The sequence below is a fragment of the Streptomyces nojiriensis genome, from assembly GCF_017639205.1.
Taxonomy (GTDB): domain Bacteria; phylum Actinomycetota; class Actinomycetes; order Streptomycetales; family Streptomycetaceae; genus Streptomyces; species Streptomyces nojiriensis.
Genome location: NZ_CP071139.1, coordinates 5597075 through 5614666, shown reverse-complemented (window position 1 = coordinate 5614666; position 17592 = coordinate 5597075). Strand labels below are relative to the sequence as shown.

Annotated in this window: 19 protein-coding genes; 9 read left to right on the top strand and 10 right to left on the bottom strand. The window is 71.8% G+C overall.

Annotation, left to right across the window (positions count from 1 at the left end; translation table 11 throughout):
- Positions 1 to 15: 15 nt before the first annotated feature.
- From JYK04_RS26300 to JYK04_RS26290, 3 genes are read right to left on the bottom strand one after another with little or no spacing between them, the layout of a single operon-like run.
- Positions 16 to 498, bottom strand: a complete 483-nt coding sequence (locus JYK04_RS26300) for a poly-gamma-glutamate biosynthesis protein PgsC/CapC (RefSeq protein WP_030009641.1) — start codon at positions 496 to 498, stop codon at positions 16 to 18.
- Positions 495 to 2048 (bottom strand): poly-gamma-glutamate synthase PgsB, encoded by a 1554-nt coding sequence (gene pgsB / locus JYK04_RS26295; RefSeq protein WP_189733096.1) that lies wholly within the window; start codon positions 2046 to 2048, stop codon positions 495 to 497. The genes JYK04_RS26300 and pgsB overlap by 4 nt, the downstream gene beginning before the upstream one ends.
- Positions 2049 to 2054: 6 nt before the next feature.
- Positions 2055 to 4313 carry a HAMP domain-containing protein gene (locus tag JYK04_RS26290; RefSeq protein WP_189733727.1) on the bottom strand — a complete coding sequence of 753 codons (2259 nt, stop codon included), beginning with the start codon at positions 4311 to 4313 and terminating at the stop codon, positions 2055 to 2057.
- 347 nt (positions 4314 to 4660) lie between these two features.
- Here JYK04_RS26290 and JYK04_RS26285 point away from each other — a divergent pair, with 347 nt between their 5' ends.
- Positions 4661 to 5542 carry a hypothetical protein gene (locus tag JYK04_RS26285; RefSeq protein ID WP_229874971.1) on the top strand — a complete coding sequence of 294 codons (882 nt, stop codon included), beginning with the start codon at positions 4661 to 4663 and terminating at the stop codon, positions 5540 to 5542.
- Positions 5543 to 5552: 10 nt separating this feature from the next.
- Here JYK04_RS26285 and JYK04_RS26280 read toward each other — a convergent pair whose 3' ends face one another.
- On the bottom strand, positions 5553 to 6254 hold the full coding sequence (locus tag JYK04_RS26280; RefSeq protein WP_189733730.1) for a uridine kinase family protein: 702 nt from the start codon (positions 6252 to 6254) through the stop codon (positions 5553 to 5555).
- A gap of 51 nt (positions 6255 to 6305) precedes the next feature.
- Between JYK04_RS26280 and JYK04_RS26275 the strand changes: the two genes are divergently transcribed.
- Positions 6306 to 6656, top strand: a complete 351-nt coding sequence (locus tag JYK04_RS26275; RefSeq protein ID WP_189733100.1) for a hypothetical protein — start codon at positions 6306 to 6308, stop codon at positions 6654 to 6656.
- A gap of 86 nt (positions 6657 to 6742) precedes the next feature.
- On the opposite strand, the gene JYK04_RS26270 is transcribed toward JYK04_RS26275, so the two are convergent.
- Genes JYK04_RS26270 through deoC form a run of 3 tightly spaced genes read right to left on the bottom strand, consistent with a single transcriptional unit; the run spans position 6743 to position 10042 of the window.
- Positions 6743 to 7645 (bottom strand): aldehyde dehydrogenase family protein, encoded by a 903-nt coding sequence (locus tag JYK04_RS26270; protein ID WP_189733102.1) that lies wholly within the window; start codon positions 7643 to 7645, stop codon positions 6743 to 6745.
- The gene (locus JYK04_RS26265) at positions 7638 to 9074 is read right to left on the bottom strand and encodes an aldehyde dehydrogenase family protein (RefSeq protein WP_033219643.1); all 1437 of its coding nucleotides are present in this window, start codon (positions 9072 to 9074) and stop codon (positions 7638 to 7640) included. Before JYK04_RS26265 ends, JYK04_RS26270 begins: the two co-directional genes overlap by 8 nt.
- A 5-nt stretch (positions 9075 to 9079) precedes the next feature.
- Positions 9080 to 10042 (bottom strand): deoxyribose-phosphate aldolase, encoded by a 963-nt coding sequence (gene deoC, locus JYK04_RS26260; RefSeq protein WP_030712471.1) that lies wholly within the window; start codon positions 10040 to 10042, stop codon positions 9080 to 9082.
- Between the two features lie 244 nt (positions 10043 to 10286).
- On the opposite strand from deoC, the gene JYK04_RS26255 reads away from it, so the two are divergent.
- The 5 genes from JYK04_RS26255 (at position 10287) to JYK04_RS26235 (ending at position 13557) form a co-directional block, all read left to right on the top strand.
- On the top strand, positions 10287 to 11246 hold the full coding sequence (locus JYK04_RS26255; protein ID WP_189733104.1) for a hypothetical protein: 960 nt from the start codon (positions 10287 to 10289) through the stop codon (positions 11244 to 11246).
- Positions 11247 to 11335: 89 nt separating this feature from the next.
- Complete coding sequence (locus JYK04_RS26250) at positions 11336 to 11947, top strand: class F sortase (protein ID WP_189733106.1); 612 nt, start codon at positions 11336 to 11338, stop codon at positions 11945 to 11947.
- 36 nt (positions 11948 to 11983) lie between these two features.
- A complete protein-coding gene (locus JYK04_RS26245; protein ID WP_189733108.1) occupies positions 11984 to 12637 on the top strand; it encodes a PH domain-containing protein in 654 nt (217 codons plus the stop codon).
- Positions 12638 to 12746: 109 nt separating this feature from the next.
- Complete coding sequence (locus tag JYK04_RS26240; RefSeq protein ID WP_189733110.1) at positions 12747 to 13319, top strand: VanZ family protein; 573 nt, start codon at positions 12747 to 12749, stop codon at positions 13317 to 13319.
- A 37-nt stretch (positions 13320 to 13356) separates the two neighbouring features.
- Complete coding sequence (locus tag JYK04_RS26235) at positions 13357 to 13557, top strand: PspC domain-containing protein (protein WP_189733112.1); 201 nt, start codon at positions 13357 to 13359, stop codon at positions 13555 to 13557.
- 24 nt (positions 13558 to 13581) lie between these two features.
- Here the strand turns inward: JYK04_RS26235 and JYK04_RS26230 are convergent, their stop codons facing one another.
- The 3 genes from JYK04_RS26230 to JYK04_RS26220 all read right to left on the bottom strand — a co-directional run bounded on the left by JYK04_RS26230 (position 13582) and on the right by JYK04_RS26220 (position 16036).
- The gene (locus JYK04_RS26230; protein WP_189733114.1) at positions 13582 to 14358 is read right to left on the bottom strand and encodes a hypothetical protein; all 777 of its coding nucleotides are present in this window, start codon (positions 14356 to 14358) and stop codon (positions 13582 to 13584) included.
- Between the two features lie 132 nt (positions 14359 to 14490).
- Positions 14491 to 14748: a hypothetical protein gene (locus JYK04_RS26225; protein WP_189733804.1), complete on the bottom strand. Its 258-nt coding sequence runs from the start codon at positions 14746 to 14748 to the stop codon at positions 14491 to 14493.
- 139 nt (positions 14749 to 14887) lie between these two features.
- Positions 14888 to 16036, bottom strand: coding sequence for an adenosine deaminase (locus JYK04_RS26220; RefSeq protein WP_033219622.1), 1149 nt, complete (start codon positions 16034 to 16036; stop codon positions 14888 to 14890).
- A 113-nt stretch (positions 16037 to 16149) separates the two neighbouring features.
- On the opposite strand from JYK04_RS26220, the gene JYK04_RS26215 reads away from it, so the two are divergent.
- Together JYK04_RS26215 and JYK04_RS26210 are read left to right on the top strand one after the other, a co-directional pair.
- Positions 16150 to 16887, top strand: coding sequence for an alpha/beta hydrolase (locus JYK04_RS26215; RefSeq protein ID WP_189733116.1), 738 nt, complete (start codon positions 16150 to 16152; stop codon positions 16885 to 16887).
- 81 nt (positions 16888 to 16968) lie between these two features.
- The gene (locus JYK04_RS26210) at positions 16969 to 17340 is read left to right on the top strand and encodes a cupin domain-containing protein (protein ID WP_189733118.1); all 372 of its coding nucleotides are present in this window, start codon (positions 16969 to 16971) and stop codon (positions 17338 to 17340) included.
- The last annotated feature ends 252 nt before the right edge of the window (positions 17341 to 17592 follow it).

Here is a 17592-nt window from a genome sequence, read left to right as displayed (position 1 = left end):
TCGGGCTGGCGTCGGTCAGGCGTGCGGCATGAAACCGAGCAGGATGCCCGAGGTCAGGACGACGTACGTCATGAGGGTCGCGGAGCCGGTGGCGAGCAGCGTGGCGCCCTTGGGCTGGCGGACGAGCTGGTAGGCGATCAGTCCGGGGACGATGAAGCCGAGGGTCTGGTTCGCGTACAGCAGGGGGAACTTCATCTGGAGCACGATCACCACCGTGGCCTGGAGGAGCACTCCGATGAGGACGACGGCCGCGAACAGGCGCTTGCCGTAGAGGATGACGAACTTCTGGGTGACGAGGGTGAGCGCGTACGTCAGGGCGGTGATGCCGACGACGAGCGCGGCGCGCTGGAGGTCCTCGATGAGGGTGAGTGCGAGCCAGCCGGGGGTGATCATGCCGCCGGGCGAGAGGTTCGTCGTCAGGTAGCAGAGCAGGGAGAACAGCAGGCCCAGCGCGATGCCGATCGCGGCGATCTCGGGGGTGAGGACTGCGGGGATCAACGGGGGTCTCCTGGGCTCTGCCACTGCTGGTTCGGGTGGGGCTCGTACGGGTGGGGCGGCCAGGGCTCCCCGTACTGCTGCTGCGGGTAGGGGCCCTGGTGCCACTGCCCGTCCGGCTGCCGCGGGTACGGGCCCTGCTCCTCGTACGGCGGCCGGCCCTGGGGGGCGGGCCGAGGGGGCTGCTGCGGCGGGTGGACGTACTGCCGCGGCACGGGGGCCTGCGTGAACCGGGCTTCCTGGGCGTCGCTGAGGTCGGCGTACGGGTCGAGGTGCGGAACGTACAGAGGCTGTACGGGGGCGGCCCGCCGGGGCACGGGGGGCTCGCCGTCCGGGGCCGCCGCGGGGGGCTCCTCCCGGTCGGGCTCGTCCTCGAAGCCGGGGAGTTCCGCCAGGTGTTCCAGGAGGATCTCGCCCTGGCCGTGGATGTTGCCGATGGCGACCAGCGAGGAGCTCTCGCCCAGGTGGCCGAGGAGTTCGTGCATGAACTCCTCGCCGTCGCGCTGGTCGCCGCCGAGGTCGACGGCGCGCCCGCGCCACTCGGCCGGGATCGCGTCGATGGCGCTCTTGGCCGGGTGCCCGATCACGAAGACCTTGTCGGGCATCAGGTCCGGGACGATCGCGCCCATCTGGCCGTTGCGCTCGACGCGGTCCGGGCGGCAGTTGATCACGACGTTGAGGGGGCGGTCGACGGCGCCGAGGTCGAGGAGCTGGTTGATGTTCATCAGCGTCGACTCGGGGTCGTTCGCGGCGAAGACGTTGGCGAAGCGCACCCGCTTGCCGCCGGGGGCCACGTACCGCTCGACGGAGAGCACGCCGGGGTCCGGCGGGGCGTCGTACATCCCCTGGAGGGCGGTCTCGCGGTCGACGCCGAGGAGCTCGGCGACGGTGAGCGCGATGGCGACGTTCTCCTTGAAGGTGAACCAGCTGAAGCCGCGCAGCTCGTCGTCGCTGACCGTGTCGGGGTCGGCGTAGACGAGCGTGCAGTTCCGTGCGTCGGCCTCCTCCTGGAGGACGTGGAAGCGCTCCTTCTCGGCGGTGACGCAGATGCCGCCGTGCGGCATCGAGCGCGACAGGGAGCGCGCGATGTCGTCGAGGGTGGGGCCCATCTCGGCGACGTGGTCCTCGCGGACGTTGCACAGGACGCCGATGGTCGACTGGATCAGCTTCGACTGGTTGATCTCCTGGAGTGCGGGCATGACCGCCATGCACTCCATGACCAGTGCGTGCGGCCGGTAGGCCGCGGCGCGCCGGACGATGCCGATCTGTTCGACGACGTTGGCGATGCCGAACTTCCGGTAGACGGGCTCCTCGGTGGCGTCCGGGTGGATGAAGCGGGCCGCGGTGCCGGTGGTCTTGGCGACCGTCAGCAGCCCGCCGCCGCGCAGGGCTCCCGCGCACAGCCGGGTGATGGAGCTCTTGCCGCGGATGCCGTTGACCAGTACCCGGTTGGGTATGTGCGCGAGGTTGGCGTAGTGCCGGCGCTGCTCGACGACGCCCGCGACGAGCATGACCAGGCAGCAGAAGAGCAGCACGCAGTAGAGGAAGAGCACGGTGGATCAGTTCCTTCCGGCCGGGGTGGCTCCGCCGGGCGTCCGGCCGGTGGTGCCGCCGGCGGCGTCCCGCTTGCGCTGCTCCAGCAGCTGCAGGCGGATGACTTCGAGGCTGCGGGTGACGGCGCCGACCTCGTCGTGGTGGGTCGGGTAGACGACGGTGCGGCGGTCGCCGTCGGCCAGGGCCTCCGCGCGCCGGGCGAGGTCGCGCAACGGCCGCACCACGATGATGTGGATCCAGCCGAGGCAGGCCACGGCGCCCGTGAGGCCGAGCAGTCCGGCCAGGACGGTGCGGTTCTGGGTGGTGTACGCGGGGATCTCCAGGCCCTTGGCCGGCTGCCAGGTGACGACGGTCCAGTCCAGGGGCTGTGCCACGCCGCCGCCGGTCATCGGCGCCGCGGCGGCGACGGCGACGCCGCCGTCGCGGAGCAGGGCGCTCTTGGCGTGCGGGCCCTTGTCCGACTTGTCGCCGGCGTCGCCCTTGTCGTTCGCGCCGCTCTTGTCGTTGGCGGAGCTCACCAGGGCGTCGAGGTCGGCGTCCGACAGTGGGGTGAAGGCCCGGTAGCCGTTGTTGCCGCCGACGACCCGGTGCTCCGCGTCGACGACGCGGACCTCGCCCAGGCCGGGCCGCTTGAGCAGGGCGTTGAGGAAGTCGATGCGCAGCTCGCCGACCACGGCGGCGCCGGCCAGGCCGGTCGCCTCGGCGTACTCGGTGATGACCGGCCGGTTGCCGCTGTCGACCAGGGTCACGGGGTGCTTCGAGGGGCCCTTGCCGGCGGGGTGGTGGGGCGCGGCGCCGGCGCGGGCCAGGACGGTGCCGTCGGCCTTCAGGACGTACAGGGATTCGTAGCGTCCGTGCTGGTTCCGGGTGCGCTCCAGCAGTTTGGTCAGCTCGGCCGGGGTGGTCTTGTCGCTGATGACGGAGGCGACGGAGGTGAGGTCGGCGTGTCCTTCGTTGAGGGCGCGGCGTACCCGGTCGGCCAGGGTGTCGGTGCGTTCGCGCTGGTCCTCGACGATCGTCTTGGGTACGGCGACGGAGGCGCCCGCGCGGTTGAGCGTCAGCAGGAGCGGCGCCGACCACACCAGGAGCAGGACCCCGCACACCCCGAGGAGGGCGCGGGTCCCGATCCGGGCGCGCCGGCCCGCGCGCGGACCACCGGTCTGCGCTCCGGGCTCGCCGAGGAGCTGCCGGCGCAGGCGGTCGAGGGCGGCGCCGATGCGGGCCGCCTCGCCGTACTTCGGCACGGTGACCGGCCGGTTCAGGTCGCCGCGGCCGATCCGGCGGCTCTCCAGGAACAGCCGGAGCAGGGGACGCTGCACGGTGGTCACGAGCAGGGCCACGGCCAGTGCGCCGAGCACCAGCAGGGCGGCGGACGCGGCGATCCAGAAGAAGGAGTCGACGGCGGCGGAGCGTTCCTCGGCGACGCCGACGAACGAGACGACGGTGAGGCCGAGGGCGCTCGCGTCGGTGCCCACACCGGGCTGCGAGCCGGTGAGCTTCGCGTAGCCGGCCACGGAGCGGCGACCGTCCTTGGAGTCCCCGAGCAGGCTGCCGCTGACGCCCGCGAAGCCGCCGGAGCCGGGCTCCTTGGCCTGGAGGGGGTTCCGCGCGGCCTTCTCGGCGACGGTCTTCGCGAACTTCGCGAGCTGCTTCTTCTCCTGCCCGGAACCACCGACGCCGTCGCTGCCGAGGACCTGGCCCGAGGAGTCGAGGACGGCGATGGCGCGGGAGCGGCCCAGGCTGATGCCCGGGACCTTCAGGCTGCTGGAGGCGACCAGGAGCTGCTGGGGGCGGCCGGGCCAGGACAGCAGGGCGAGGGTGAGCAGGCGGGTCTCGCCGTTCTCCAGCCGGACCATGCGGGGGGCGAGGCCGGACTCCCCGTCGAGCGCGGTCAGGTCGAGGGCGGTCAGCGGGAGGTTCTCGCCGCGCTGCGCCTCCAGACGGCCCGACTTGATCTCGATCACGGCCGTGCCGCGCCACTTCTGGTAGACGCTGCCGAGCTTGTCGAGCACGGAGTCGGGGGAGACCGGTTCGCCGGAGCCGAACAGGGAGGCGGTCCTGCCGATGTCCGTGATGCTCTCGTCGAGGGAGGCGCGCAGGGCGATGGCGCCGTCTTCCGCGAAGTACTGCTGGGAGGTGAGAACGGCCGGCGGTACGCTCTCCCGGCCCACGTGGCCGAGCTGGAACGCGGTGAGGGCGGCGAGGGCGAGCAGCAGGGCGGACAGGGCGGCGATGGGCGGACGGATGCCGCCCAGCAGCGACATGTCAGCCCGACGGCGGGTCCGGTGCCGCCGCTTCGGTCGCGACGCGGCCAACGCGGGCTCCTCTTCGTTCTGTCCTGGAGCCGGTGCGGCCTAGGGAATGTGATGATCTGGGCTTACGGTGCGCGGGCAGTGCCGCGCGGGCTTCGGTCCGTCCGGTCAGCGTGGGCCGGTCCGCCGGCGCGGCCCGGTGGCGGGCGAGCCGGAACGAGGAACGGAGGGACGGAAACCGGAGGTCATCACTCCGTTATTTTCGTATGACTATGAGCGCTCCACCGACCAGGCGAATAACGATTGCGGCTCTGTGCGGCATCTTCATTTCTCTTTGTGCCGTTTTGACCCTTTGGGCGGTGAGCTCGGGACGCGTGCCGCCGGCCCGTCCGGCCGGTCCCGCTCCCCAGCGCTCCGCCGACATCGGCCTGGAGCAGCGGATCGCCCGCTTCACCGCCGGCTTCGGCGAGCACGGTGGCTACCGCGCCCCCACGGACCAGGAACGACTGGCCTTCGTCCGCGCGTTCGCCCACCTGCTCGACGGCGATGAGGAAGCGGCGCGGACCGGCTTCGCCCAGATCGACTTCACCCTCCGTACCGTCACGGACGCCACGGGCGGACGCCGGTACGCCGAAGTGGCGGACGGGGTGAGTGAATCGGGCCACACCAGCCGCGGCTGGGGCCGGATCTACGTCGACCTGGACCGGCCCGCACGCTGGTCGGTGCAGGTCCCCCACCCCGTCGCCGACTCCCGCACCGAGCTCCTGGGGGCACGGGTGCTGCGCGGCGCACCCGGCGGGGTGCTGGTGCTCGCGGGCGCCCACCGCGACGCGGGCGAGAACGGGGCGGCGGACGTGGCGCACCGCGACGACTCCGTCTTCCACGGCGTGGTGGAGGAGCTGGCACGGCGGAACCTGCCGGGGGTCCAGCTGCACGGGTTCGCCGACGAGTCGTTCCGCGGGCGCGACGCGGTGGTCTCCACGGGAGCCGGCGACAGCGCCCTGGCGGACGCGGAACAACTGACCGCCGCGCTGCGGCGCGACGGCCTGGAGGTCTGCACGGCGTACTCCGCGCGCTGCAAGCTCGCCGGGCGGGAGAACGAACAGGGCAGGACCGCCGCCGACCGGCAGTCCCGCTTCCTCCACGTCGAGCTGAACAAGACGCTCCGCGGCGACGACCGCGGCCTCGACCGGGCCGCGGCCGCGATCACCACCCTGACGGACCGCTGGTCCCGCCGCTGAGCAAAACCCCCTACGCCGGGGTCGCCGTGCGGTGGCGGCCCGCCGCGGCCGCCGCCAGGCGGCCGAGCGCCTCGTCGCCGGCGCAGGCGTGCGCGCCCAGGGCGACATGGCGGGCCACGATGCCGCGTTCGGCGCGCATCAGCCGCAGGCCCCTGCGCAGCAGGAACGGCACCGACTTGCGGCCTTCGCGCAGGTCACGGGCCAGTCGGCGGCGGAAGGTCGTCGAGGGGCGCCCCCGCAGGCAGATGGCGTCCGCGAGGAGGCCGAGCTCCTGGCAGCGGGCGGCCACGTCGGCGGCGAAGATGCCCTCCGCGATGAACAGCGGGGTGCGGGCGATGTCGAGGCTCTCGGTGCCCGTGCGGGAGCTCGTCGCGATGTCGTAGACGGGGACGTCGGTCCGCCCCGCCGCGCACAGTTCGGCGATCGCGGCGACCGCCGCGTCCGCGTCCCAGGACAGCGGGGAGTCCCAGTCGATGTCGGAACTGCCGTCGACGAGCGGGAGGGTCGGATCGACGCCCTCCTTGTAGAAGTCGTCGAGGCGCAGCACGGGCAGGCCCGATCGGGCGGCCAGCGAGGATTTTCCGGAGCCCGACGGACCGGTCAGCAGAACGACGCGGGTCGGTGAAGTAGAGGGGGAGCTCACGGGACACCAGTCTGAACCATTCCCCCGGGTAGGGGATCCTCCCGGTGACCGGTTGGTGTCCAGGAACACACCTCGACTACGCTGCGTGCGCACGCGACCACGACCTCAGGCGGGATCTCCATGGCACGTCACGCAGCCCCTTCCCTTCCGAACCGGCTCCGCAGCGCAGGACTGACCGTCTCGATGGCCGGCGCGGCCCTGGCGATGGCCGCGGGTGGCGCGCAGGCCGGTGAACTCGACGTCCCGGCGGCCCTGGCCGGGGTCACCGACCCGATCGCGAACCTCAAGGTGAACCCGCTCGCCCACACCGGCGTGGACCCGCTGGACAACGGCGTCGCCACGAAGGTCGCCGACTTCCCGTCCGTGGGGACCGGCATGGTCACCGGAATCCTGACCCAGGGGCCCTCCGTCGGCGAGCTGCCGACCGCCGCCGCCTCCTCGCTGCTCGGACCGGTGCTCCCGAAGAAGTAGGCACGGGGTGGCGGGCACGAGAAGGCCCCGGCAGCGCGGGGGACGCTGCCGGGGCCCGGTCTCGTACGGGGCCTGCCCCGGGAGGGCTAGTAGGACGAGCCGCCCGCGCCCAGCGACCCGGTGGGGTGCCAGACGGTCTTGGTCTCCAGGAACGCCGTCATACGGGAGGTGCCCGGGTCGGCGCTCCAGTCGTCCACAGGCTGTGGACGCAGGACGCGCTTGAGGTTGTCGGCCGCCGCGATCTCCAGCTCCTTGGCCAGCGCCGCATCGGCTCCGGCCAGGTCGATCGCGTTGACGTCCTGGTGGGACGCCAGGTGCGGGCCCATCTCGCCGGCCTTGCCGGACAGGATGTTGACCACGCCGCCGGGCAGGTCGGAGGTGGCGAGCACCTCGCCCAGGGAGAGGGCCGGCAGCGGCGCCTTCTCCGAGGCGATCACGACCGCCGTGTTGCCCGTCGCGATCACCGGGGCGATCACCGAGACCAGGCCCAGGAAGGACGACTCCTGCGGGGCGACGACCGTGACGACACCGGTCGGCTCCGGGGTGGAGAGGTTGAAGAACGGGCCCGCGACCGGGTTGGCCCCGCCCACGATCTGGCCGATCTTGTCGGTCCAGCCCGCGTACCAGACCCAGCGGTCGATGGCCGCGTCGACGACCGCGCCGGCCTTCGACTTCGACAGGCCCTCGGCCTCGCCGACCTCGCGGACGAACTGCTCGCGGCGGCCCTCCAGCATCTCGGCGATGCGGTAGAGGATCTGCCCGCGGTTGTACGCGGTCGCGCCGGACCAGCCGCCGAAGGCCTTGCGGGCCGCGACGACGGCGTCACGCGCGTCCTTGCGGGAGGACAGGGGGGCGTTGGCCAGCCACTTGCCCTTGGAGTCCGTCACTTCGTACACCCGGCCGCTCTCGGAGCGGGGGAACTTGCCCCCGACGTACAGCTTGTAGGTCTTGAAGACATGCAGGCGGGACGCCGCTGACTGATCAGACATCGAGGTAGCCCTCCAGGCCGTGGCGGCCGCCCTCGCGGCCGAAGCCCGACTCCTTGTAGCCGCCGAAGGGCGAGGTCGGGTCGAACTTGTTGAACGTGTTGGCCCAGACGACGCCGGCGCGCAGCTGGTTCGCGACCGCGAGGATGCGCGAGCCCTTCTCCGTCCAGATGCCGGCGGACAGGCCGTACTGGCTGTTGTTGGCCTTGGCGACGGCCTCGTCGGGCGTACGGAAGGTCAGCACGGACAGCACCGGGCCGAAGATCTCGTCACGGGCGACGGTGTGCGCCTGGGTGACGTTCGTGAAGAGCGTCGGGGCGAACCAGTAGCCGGAGGACGGAAGCTCGCACGCCGGGGACCAGCGCTCGGCGCCCTCGGCCTCGCCGGTCTCCGCGAGCGCGGTGATCCGGGCGAGCTGCTCGGCGGAGTTGATCGCGCCGATGTCGGTGTTCTTGTCGAGCGGGTCGCCCAGGCGCAGCGTGGAGAGGCGGCGCTTGAGCGAGTCCAGCAGCTCGTCGTGGATCGACTCCTGGACCAGCAGGCGGGAGCCCGCGCAGCAGACCTGGCCCTGGTTGAAGAAGATGCCGTTGACGATGCCCTCGACGGCCTGGTCGATGGGGGCGTCGTCGAAGACGATGTTGGCGCCCTTGCCGCCCAGCTCCAGGGTGACCTTCTTGTCGGTGCCGGCGACGTGGCGGGCGATCTTCTTGCCCACGGCGGTCGAGCCGGTGAAGGCGACCTTGTTGACGTCCGGGTGCTCGACGAGGGCCGCGCCCGCGTCGCCGTAGCCGGTGAGGATGTTGACGACACCCTTGGGCAGGCCCGCCTGGCGGCAGATGTCCGCGAAGAACAGCGCGGAGAGGGGGGTCGTCTCGGCGGGCTTCAGCACGACGGTGTTGCCGGTGGCGAGCGCCGGGGCGATCTTCCAGGCCAGCATCAGCAGCGGGAAGTTCCACGGGATGACCTGGCCGGCCACGCCGAGCGGGCGCGGGTTCGGGCCGTAGCCCGCGTGGTCGAGCTTGTCGGCCCAGCCCGCGTAGTAGAAGAAGTGCGCGGCGACCAGGGGGAGGTCCGCGTCGCGGGTCTCCTTGATCGGCTTGCCGTTGTCCAGGGTCTCCAGGACGGCGAGCTCGCGGCTGCGCTCCTGGATGATCCGGGCGATGCGGAAGAGGTACTTGGCGCGCTCGGAGCCCGGCAGCGCGGACCAGGAGGCGAAGGCCTTGCGGGCGGCCTTGACGGCGCGGTCCACGTCGGCGGCGCCCGCCTGGGCGACCTCGGCGAGGACCTCCTCGCTGCTCGGCGAGACGGTCTTGAAGACCTTGCCGTCAGCGGCGTCGGTGAACTCACCGTCGATGAAGAGCCCGTAGGAGGGGGCGATGTCGACGACCGAGCGGGACTCGGGAGCCGGTGCGTACTCGAATACAGATGCCATGGTGATCAGTCCACCGTCACGTAGTCGGGACCGGAGTAACGGCCGGTGCTCAGCTTCTGGCGCTGCATCAACAGGTCGTTGAGCAGGCTGGAGGCGCCGAAGCGGAACCAGTGGTTGCTCAGCCAGTCCTCGCCCACGGTCTCGTTGACCAGGACCAGGAACTTGATCGCGTCCTTGGTGGTGCGGATGCCGCCGGCCGGCTTCACGCCGATCTGGATTCCAGTCTGCGCGCGGAAGTCGCGTACGGCCTCGAGCATGAGCAGGGTGTTCGCCGGAGTGGCGTTGACCCCGACCTTGCCGGTCGACGTCTTGATGAAGTCGGCGCCCGCCAGCATGCCGATCCAGGAGGCGCGGCGGATGTTGTCGTAGGTCGACAGCTCACCGGTCTCGAAGATGACCTTCAGGCGCGCGGCGCTGCCGTCCTCGCGGACGCAGGCCTCCTTGATGGCCTTGATCAGCTCGTACGTCTCCAGGTAGCGGCCGGCGAGGAAGGCGCCACGGTCGATGACCATGTCGATCTCGTCGGCGCCGGCGGCGACGGCGTCACGGGTGTCCGCGAGCTTGACGGGCAGGGCGGCGCGGCCGGCCGGGAAGGCGGTCGCGACGGAGGCGATCTTGACGTCGGCGCCGTTCAGCGCGGCCTTCGCCGTGGCCACCATGTCGGGGTAGACACAGACGGCGGCCGTCATCGGGGTCGTACGGTCGGTCGGATCGGGATTGACGGCCTTGGCGGAGAGCGCCCGGACCTTGCCCGGGGTGTCCGCGCCTTCCAGCGTCGTCAGGTCGATCATCGAGATGGCCAGGTCGATGGCGTACGCCTTGGCCGTCGTCTTGATCGAACGGGTGCCGAGGGAGGCCGCGCGGGCCTCCAGGCCGACAGCGTCGACGCCGGGCAGCCCGTGCAGGAAGCGGCGCAGCGCACTGTCGGACGTCGTCACGTCAGCGAATGCGGTGAGGGTGGTGGGCATGGTCACCAGATGAGCATATCTACGCGCGTAGCGACCTGTCACCCCCGCCCCCGGATCCGCTATGGAATCGACACCTCCACTCTCCGTTACGGGTCCATGACAGGAGCAAGATCTTCCGCGCGCACACGATCCGTAACTTTGTTCTCAGCAGCCCGCCAGACACTCACCCGGCTCTCACCGACAGAGAAAACCGCGGCATGCGACTCTCCTCCACCTTCCCGAGACCACGCTTCAAGGAGTCGTTATGCGTACCGCCCTCCGTGCCTCCATCTCCACCGCCGTCCTCGCCGGTGCCCTCCTCGCCCCGATCGCGGGCACGGCGTACGCCGCCACGACCACCGCGCCGGCCGCGGCGGCCGTCGCCGGAACCGTCCCCGCCCGCTACACCGGCACCCCTGTCCTGATCGGCACGGGCGTCGTCGCGGTGCTGCGCCACGAGTCCGAGGGCCCCGAGGTCTGGGTCCGCGCCGTTTCCGACGACTGGAAGCCGGGTGACGACTACATGGGCCGCCTGCTCGCCACGCTGGACGCCACGCACCCCAAGGCCTCGGTGAACGGCCTGGAGCTGGAGCTCGCCGGGAAGGACTCCCCGCACCCGTCCCTCGCGGTGGCCAAGGGCGGCACGACCAAGTCCTACCCGCTGCCGCAGGCGACGACGGGCCCGGCCGACTGCGTCTCCAAGGTGAAGCAGGTCGCCCTCGGCGCCGGCCTGCTGGCCGACCTGACCATGTCCCCCAAGGGCCCCAAGGTCGTCATGCACGGCAGCGACCCCGCCGACACCTGGACCCAGACCCTCACCCGCACCAACCCCCAGGGCTCGCCGGAGTACTTCTCCCGCATCAACAACCCCAGCGGCGCCAAGCCCGTCTTCGAGTGGAAGACCCAGGGCGGCCTGGACGTCCCCTCCGGCTTCGCGAACTTCCCCGCCCTCCCCAAGGGCTGCACCCTCGATTACCAGGTCACGCAGGAGACCCCGGCCCCGAAGCCCGAGCCCTCCACCGCGAAGCCGGTGACCGCCACGAACGTCTCCACCCAGACCACGGGCCAGACCACCGTCGTCCCCCAGGGATCCGTCGCCGCGGGCGCCGAGATCGCGTCCGAGGACACCGACAACAGCACCACCGTCGCGGCCGGCGCCGGCCTCCTCGCGGTCTTCGCCCTGGTCGGTGCGACCGTCCTGCGCCGTCGCCGCAGCCACAGCTGACGAACGGCCGCCCCGCGGCCCCCGCACCACCCGACCTCCAGGCGGGCCACCCTCGTGGTGGCCCGCCGGTCCCCGTTCAGGAGCCCCGCATGTCCCGCGCCGCCCTCCGCGCCACCGCCCTGCTCGCCCCGCTCGCCCTCGCCGCCCTGACCGGCTGCGGCGGCGCCCCCGCCGCGGACCCGGCGCCGGCCGCCCCGCACATCACCCCGGCCTCCGCCGCCCCGGCCGAGGCCCCGGCCGCCGGCCCGATGCCCGCCTCGGAGCCCGTACGCGTACGGATCCCCTCGGCCGGGGTGGACGCCTCCCCGGTGCTGGGGCTGGGGCTGGCCGCCGACGGCACCGTCGAGGTGCCCTCCGCGGCCGACGCCGACAGGATCGGCTGGTACACCAAGGGCGTCACGCCCGGCCAGACCGGTCCCGCCGTGCTGATCGGCCACTTCGACACCGCGCGCGGCCCGGCCGTGCTCAAGGACGTCTCGCACGTGCGCACCGGCGAGGAGATCACCGTCGACCGGGCGGACGGCACCACCGCCGTCTTCCGCGTCCGGGAGCTGGAGCAGGTCGGGAAGAAGGAGTTCCCGACCGCCAAGGTGTACGGCGACACAGCCCGCCCTGAGCTGCGCGTCATCACCTGCGGCGGCGAGCTCGCCGACGGCCACCGGCCCGACAACATCATCCTGTACGCCGATCTCGTGGGCTGATACACCCAGGCGGCGCAGTGGGGCAGAATCGACCCCATGAGCAGCCAGCAGCCGACCGACGAACCGGTGTACGCAGACCGGGTCTACCGATCCTCCATGGGCGTCGTCTCGGGGGTACTGCTGCTCGCGCTCACCGCCTGGCTCTGCGGCGACGCCGTACTGCGGGGCTCCGGCAACACCCCGTGGATCGGACTGGCGGTGGCGCTGTGCGCCGTACCGCTGATCGTCGCGTTCACGATCCGCCCGGCCGTCTTCGCCAACGAGGACCGGATGCGCGTGCGGAACCCCTTCCGGATCATCGAGCTGCCCTGGGCGGCCGTGGACGCGGTGCGCGCCGGGTACTCGGCCGAGGTGCTGGCCGAGGGGTCGAAGTACCAGCTCTGGTCCGTGCCGGTCTCGCTGCGGGAGCGGAAGAAGGCCAACCGGCAGCAGATGCGCCGCAACGCGATCGACCGCCGCGACCCGGGCAGCTCGGGCGACCCCGCCGCGCGGTCCCGCACCTCCGCCGCCGCCTCCGAACCGATGCGCGCCAACGCCGACCGGATCGTCGACGAGCTCCAGGGACTGGCCGAGCTGAACGCCGCGCGGCCGGGCGCGCAGGGCAGTGTGCGCGTGCGCTGGTCGTACGAGATCATCGCGCCCGCCCTCATCGGCGCGCTGCTCCTGATCGTCCTCGTCGCCACGCGCTGACCGGCCGGGACGCCGGGTCCGGGCCCCGTCCCAGAGCTGTCCGGGTGCTCCCCGCCACACCCCCCTCAGGCTCGGAACCGGGGCCACCGGGTGATGCGTCCTCGCAGGTGTGCAGCGTCATGAGGGCGGCGAAAACGCCGCCACCGCGATCCACCTCCGTCTCCGACTCCTGGCCGGGGTCCTGCTCGCCGCCCATTTCGTGGTCGTCGGCTGGCTGACTCTGCGGCCGCTGGACGTGCCCTGGGCCGCGGCGGCCAATCTGAGCCCGCTGGAGGGGATCGCGGCGGACCTGGCCCTCGGACCGCTGGAGGCGGCCCGGCAGATCGGCGAGGGGCTCGCGCTGCTGGCCCCGCTCGGGGTGCTGGTGCCGTTGATCAGCGGACGGCTGGCGCCGTCGGCCCTGTCCGCGTGGTCCTCGCTGGCCCGGACGGCCGCCGCGGGCGCGCTGGTCTCGGTGTGCATCGAGATGCTGCAGACAGCGGTTCCGGGGCAGGTCGTGGACGTGGACTCGGTGCTGCTGAACACCGTCGGCGTGGTGCTCGCGCACATCGCCGTCGTACCGGCGCTGCGGGCGCGGCTGAGGCGCTCACACCCCGTTTATCAGGGGGATACCCCGAAGATTTCCAGGGTCGGGCTCGGCCCCTGGACCGACGTTCTGTCGGCGGTCCAGCGGGAGTATTGAGCCATCGCAGAAAGCGATACCGACGAAGGAGAATCTCATGAGCGCCCTGGTCCGCCCCCGTGACGGCCGCTGGATCGGCGGAGTCTGCGCCGGACTGGCGCGGCGTTTCGGAATTTCCGCGAACGCGATGCGCGCCATTTTCGTCGTCTCGTGCCTGCTGCCCGGCCCGCAGTTCCTGATCTACATAGCGCTGTGGGTACTGCTGCCCAACGAGAAGTCCGCTTCGGCCGCCTGGTAGTCCGGCGGCCGGCGGGTCCTGCGGTCAGCCGGCCTGCTGGACCTTCTTGATCTTCTCCAGCTGCTTGTCGGCCACTTCCTGCGGCACCTGCGCCTTCTGCTGGGCCGCCGCCACGTTGAGGGCCGTCAGCCGCACGACGGTGTCGCCCTCGCGTACGACGACCAGGTGGACCTGCGCCGAGACGCCCTCGGCGGCGGCGGTCATGGTCCAGCTGACGCTCTCGTCGCCGCCCGTGCGGTAGTCGGCGGGGCGCACCTCGCGGTAGGCGCCGGTCTGCTTCCCGACCGTGGCCGAGAAGCCCGAACCGCAGGCGGCGACGGCGGCCTTGAGCCGGGCGATCAGCGCCTTGGCGTCGCTCTCGGAGTAGGAACCGACAGTGGCGGAGACGGCCAGCCCGACCTGCTTCTGGGAGCCGACGCCGCGGCTGAGGACCTCGCGCGCGGACGGGTCCGGCTTGTCGCCCATGATGTCGGCCAGCGGCTGACAGGCCTTCTTGTCGGCCTGCGGCTGGCCGTCCGGGGCGTTCGGGTTCTTGCCCTGGGCGGAGACCTGGTAGCCGGGCAGGTCGCCCTGTGCCAGCGCGGACCGCTCAAGCCTGCTGCCACCGGTCTTCGGCGCGGCCGATCCCGTCGCCGCGGCGGACGGCGCCGGGGCTCCGGGCGCGGCTGGGGCGCTGCCCGCGGAGCCCTTGGGATCGGGGGCCTTGCCCGTCGCGGGGGTGTTCGTACTGCTGCACCCCACCGCCGCGAACAGCAGGGCGGGGACCAGCGCGACCATCGTCGCTCGTGCCTTCATGCGCATGACCGAGAACCTCGTACCCAAGACGTCGGCGGGCAGTTGGTGGCGATCGTGGCACACGGCACGGCGGGACACATGCCCGATCGAGGAGCATGCACCCACCGCACACGTGTACGTGTCACAGCGGCAGCGATGTCAGCTGCCGAGGCCGTTCAGGGCACCGGTCAGCGGGGTCAGGGCTCCGGTGATCTGGGAGGTGGGGTCGCTCGACTGCTGGGCCCCGCCGCCCACCTTCTGCTGGCTGGTGGCGCCCTGGAGCATGCCCGCGGCGGAGCCCAGCGCGTCGGTGAGGCCGACCGCCGGAACGGCGGCGGAGGCGGTACCGGCGGCGACCGCGGCGAACGCGACACCGAGAACGGCGGTACCGAGGGTCTTGGCAGCTGACTTCTTCATGAAGGGTTGTCCTTGCGACGGGGAATTGAGCGGCTCCGCAAACTAGTCACTTCAAACCCCGGTCCGCAAACATCCTTAAATACGAGAAAGCGCCCGGGAATTATCCTTCCCGGGCGCTCTCGCTATGTCATGCCATGGCCTAGGCCGAGACGGAACCGCTGGTGGAAGCGGTCTGCTGGAACAGCCACTCCGACTTCAGCTCCGCATAACCGGGCTTGATCACTTCATTGATCATGGCCAGTCGTTCATCGAAAGGAATGAACGCGGACTTCATCGCATTGACGGTGAACCACTGCATGTCGTCGAGGGTGTAGCCGAAGGTGTCGACCAGGTGCTCGAACTCGCGGCTCATGCTGGTGCCGCTCATCAGGCGGTTGTCCGTGTTGACCGTGAGCCTGAAGTGCAGCTTGCGCAGCAGACCGATCGGGTGCTCGGCGTACGAGGCGGCCGCGGCGGTCTGCAGGTTCGAGGTCGGGCACATCTCCAGGGGGATGCGCTTGTCCCGGACGTACGAGGCCAGGCGGCCCAGGGTCACGGAACCGTCCTCGGCGACCTCGATGTCGTCGATGATCTTCACACCGTGACCGAGGCGGTCGGCGCCGCACCACTGCAGGGCCTGCCAGATCGACGGCAGGCCGAAGGCCTCGCCCGCGTGGATGGTGAAGTGGTTGTTCTCGCGCTTGAGGTACTCGAAGGCGTCGAGGTGGCGGGTGGGAGGGAACCCGGCCTCGGCGCCGGCGATGTCGAAGCCGACCACGCCGTTGTCGCGGTAGCGGTTCGCCAGCTCGGCGATCTCCAGCGCGCGGGCGGCGTGGCGCATCGCGGTCAGCAGGGCGCCGACGCGGATGCGGTGCCCGTTGGCCTTCGCGCGGCGCTCGCCCTCGCGGAAGCCGTCGTTCACGGCCTCGACGACCTCTTCGAGGGAAAGGCCGGCTTCGAGGTGCTGCTCGGGCGCGTAGCGGATCTCGGCGTACACGACGCCGTCCTCGGCCAGGTCCTCGGCGCACTCGGCGGCGACCCGGAAGAGGGCGGCCTTCGTCTGCATGACCGCGCAGGTGTGCGCGAAGGTCTCCAGGTAGCGCGGCAGGGAACCGGAGTCGGCGGCCTCGCGGAACCAGATGCCGAGCTTGTCGGCGTCGGTCTCGGGGAGGTTCTCGTAGCCGACCTCGCGGGCCAGCTCGATGATGGTCCCGGGACGCAGTCCACCGTCGAGGTGATCGTGCAGCAGCACCTTCGGGGAACGACGGATCTGATCCGGGGTCGGCAGGTTGGGGGTCTCGCTCGTCATCTGCGCACTCTACTCCTACGCGCGTAGAGCGGAATGTCCCCGGCGGGCGTCGATATGTAACAGAGACCGCGCGGACGGATGGCGTACACCTCAAGGTCTGAGACTGTTCCGCCATGGCACAGCATGCGCCGCCGGCGCGCGGGGCCCGCCTGGGGCGGGCGGTCGGCGCGAGAACCGGCTCGGGTTCGACGGAAAGCACGGTCAACGGGGTGGTGCTCCTGCTTCCCGGGGCCTCCAGGTTCTCGCCGGGACCCATGCGTCCGCTCGCGCGGGCGCTGGCCCGGGCGGGCGGGGCCGAGGGGCTGGTCACGCACGTGGTCGTCCACGGCGGGGACTCCGCCCGGGAGGAGCAGGCGGGGTGGGCCGCGGACGAGGCGGTGCGGCGGTACGGGGACGTGCCGGTGTGCCTGGCCGGCTATGACGCGGGGGGCCTGGCCGCGCTGCGGGCGGCGGGACACGGGGCCGTCAACTCGGTGGTGCTGATCGCCCCTTGCTTAGCGGCGGCGGCGGCCCGGGACGACTCCCCTGAACCGGTGAAACAGCTGTCGGGACGGCAGGTGCTGATCGTGCACGGCACCAACGACGCGCGCAGCGACCCGGAGGCCTCCTTCCGGCTGGCGGCGCGCGCGAAGAAGGCGAATCGTTCGACCTGCCGCTTCGAGGTGCATTCGGACGGGCACGGGCTGCGCGAGCACCAGCCGGAAGTGGTGGCGCTGGCCGTGGACTTCATCCTGGGCGCGGTCGCCTCGGGGCGGTACTCGCGGCCGGTGACGGACGCCCTGGCCGCGCCCCCGCCGCTGGGCCTGCGGATGCCGCTGGCCTCGGGCTTCGGGAGGTCGCTGAGAAGGTGATCCACGGGCGCGGCACGGCGCGGCGCGCGTACCGTGGGACTTGGACTCGGGGTGCTGCTCTACTCCCGGAGGCGACCGGCCATGGGCGGATTGGTCCACAGGAACTTCGACAAGCCCGACGAGACGCGGCCCTTCGAGGCCGGCACGGGCAGGCTGGACCTGTTCAACACCGAGGGCGGCGCGGTGGGGCGCGCGGTCTTCGAGCCGGGCTGGCGCTGGTCGCTGCACATCAAGCCGCTGGCCGGCACGGACAGCTGCCGCTCCGCCCACACCGGGTACGTCGTGAGCGGCCGGATGAAGATCGTCATGGACGACGGGGAGAGCGGCGAGATCGGCCCGGGCGACTTCATCCAGATCGCCCCCGGGCACGACGCCTGGGTCCTGGGCGACGAGCCGTGCGTAGCGCTGGACTGGACCGGCTACACCGACTACGCGAAGCCGGCCGACGGCTGACGGCTTCGGGGGCGCGCCAGTCCGTCCGTACCCGCCGTTCCGCCCCCTCACGGTCGGATGGCACCGACGGATCCGGCGCGACCACCACGGCGGGCCGCGGACTCGGCAGGACACGGGCCCCCGTCCTCGCCTGGGTGTCCGCTGCCGCATACCGCGCTTCCCCCTCACGCCGTGCCGACCACTGTGCCGCATCGGCATGTGCCGATGGCGCCCGTCCAGGCGTCGTCTTGCCGCCTTGCGGGAACACGAGGG

Excerpts from the sequence above, each read along its gene's own strand:
- JYK04_RS26290 (WP_189733727.1), bottom strand. The coding sequence starts at position 4,313 with ATGTCGCTGCTGGGCGGCATCCGTCCGCCCATCGCCGCCCTGTCCGCC.
- JYK04_RS26275 (WP_189733100.1), top strand. The coding sequence starts at position 6,306 with ATGGCACGTCACGCAGCCCCTTCCCTTCCGAACCGGCTCCGCAGCGCA.
- JYK04_RS26270 (WP_189733102.1), bottom strand. The coding sequence starts at position 7,645 with ATGTCTGATCAGTCAGCGGCGTCCCGCCTGCATGTCTTCAAGACCTAC.
- JYK04_RS26265 (WP_033219643.1), bottom strand. The coding sequence starts at position 9,074 with ATGGCATCTGTATTCGAGTACGCACCGGCTCCCGAGTCCCGCTCGGTC.
- deoC (WP_030712471.1), bottom strand. The coding sequence starts at position 10,042 with ATGCCCACCACCCTCACCGCATTCGCTGACGTGACGACGTCCGACAGT.
- JYK04_RS26255 (WP_189733104.1), top strand. The coding sequence starts at position 10,287 with ATGCGTACCGCCCTCCGTGCCTCCATCTCCACCGCCGTCCTCGCCGGT.
- JYK04_RS26250 (WP_189733106.1), top strand. The coding sequence starts at position 11,336 with ATGTCCCGCGCCGCCCTCCGCGCCACCGCCCTGCTCGCCCCGCTCGCC.
- JYK04_RS26245 (WP_189733108.1), top strand. The coding sequence starts at position 11,984 with ATGAGCAGCCAGCAGCCGACCGACGAACCGGTGTACGCAGACCGGGTC.
- JYK04_RS26235 (WP_189733112.1), top strand. The coding sequence starts at position 13,357 with ATGAGCGCCCTGGTCCGCCCCCGTGACGGCCGCTGGATCGGCGGAGTC.
- JYK04_RS26230 (WP_189733114.1), bottom strand. The coding sequence starts at position 14,358 with ATGCGCATGAAGGCACGAGCGACGATGGTCGCGCTGGTCCCCGCCCTG.
- JYK04_RS26225 (WP_189733804.1), bottom strand. The coding sequence starts at position 14,748 with ATGAAGAAGTCAGCTGCCAAGACCCTCGGTACCGCCGTTCTCGGTGTC.
- JYK04_RS26220 (WP_033219622.1), bottom strand. The coding sequence starts at position 16,036 with ATGACGAGCGAGACCCCCAACCTGCCGACCCCGGATCAGATCCGTCGT.
- JYK04_RS26215 (WP_189733116.1), top strand. The coding sequence starts at position 16,150 with ATGGCACAGCATGCGCCGCCGGCGCGCGGGGCCCGCCTGGGGCGGGCG.
- JYK04_RS26210 (WP_189733118.1), top strand. The coding sequence starts at position 16,969 with ATGGGCGGATTGGTCCACAGGAACTTCGACAAGCCCGACGAGACGCGG.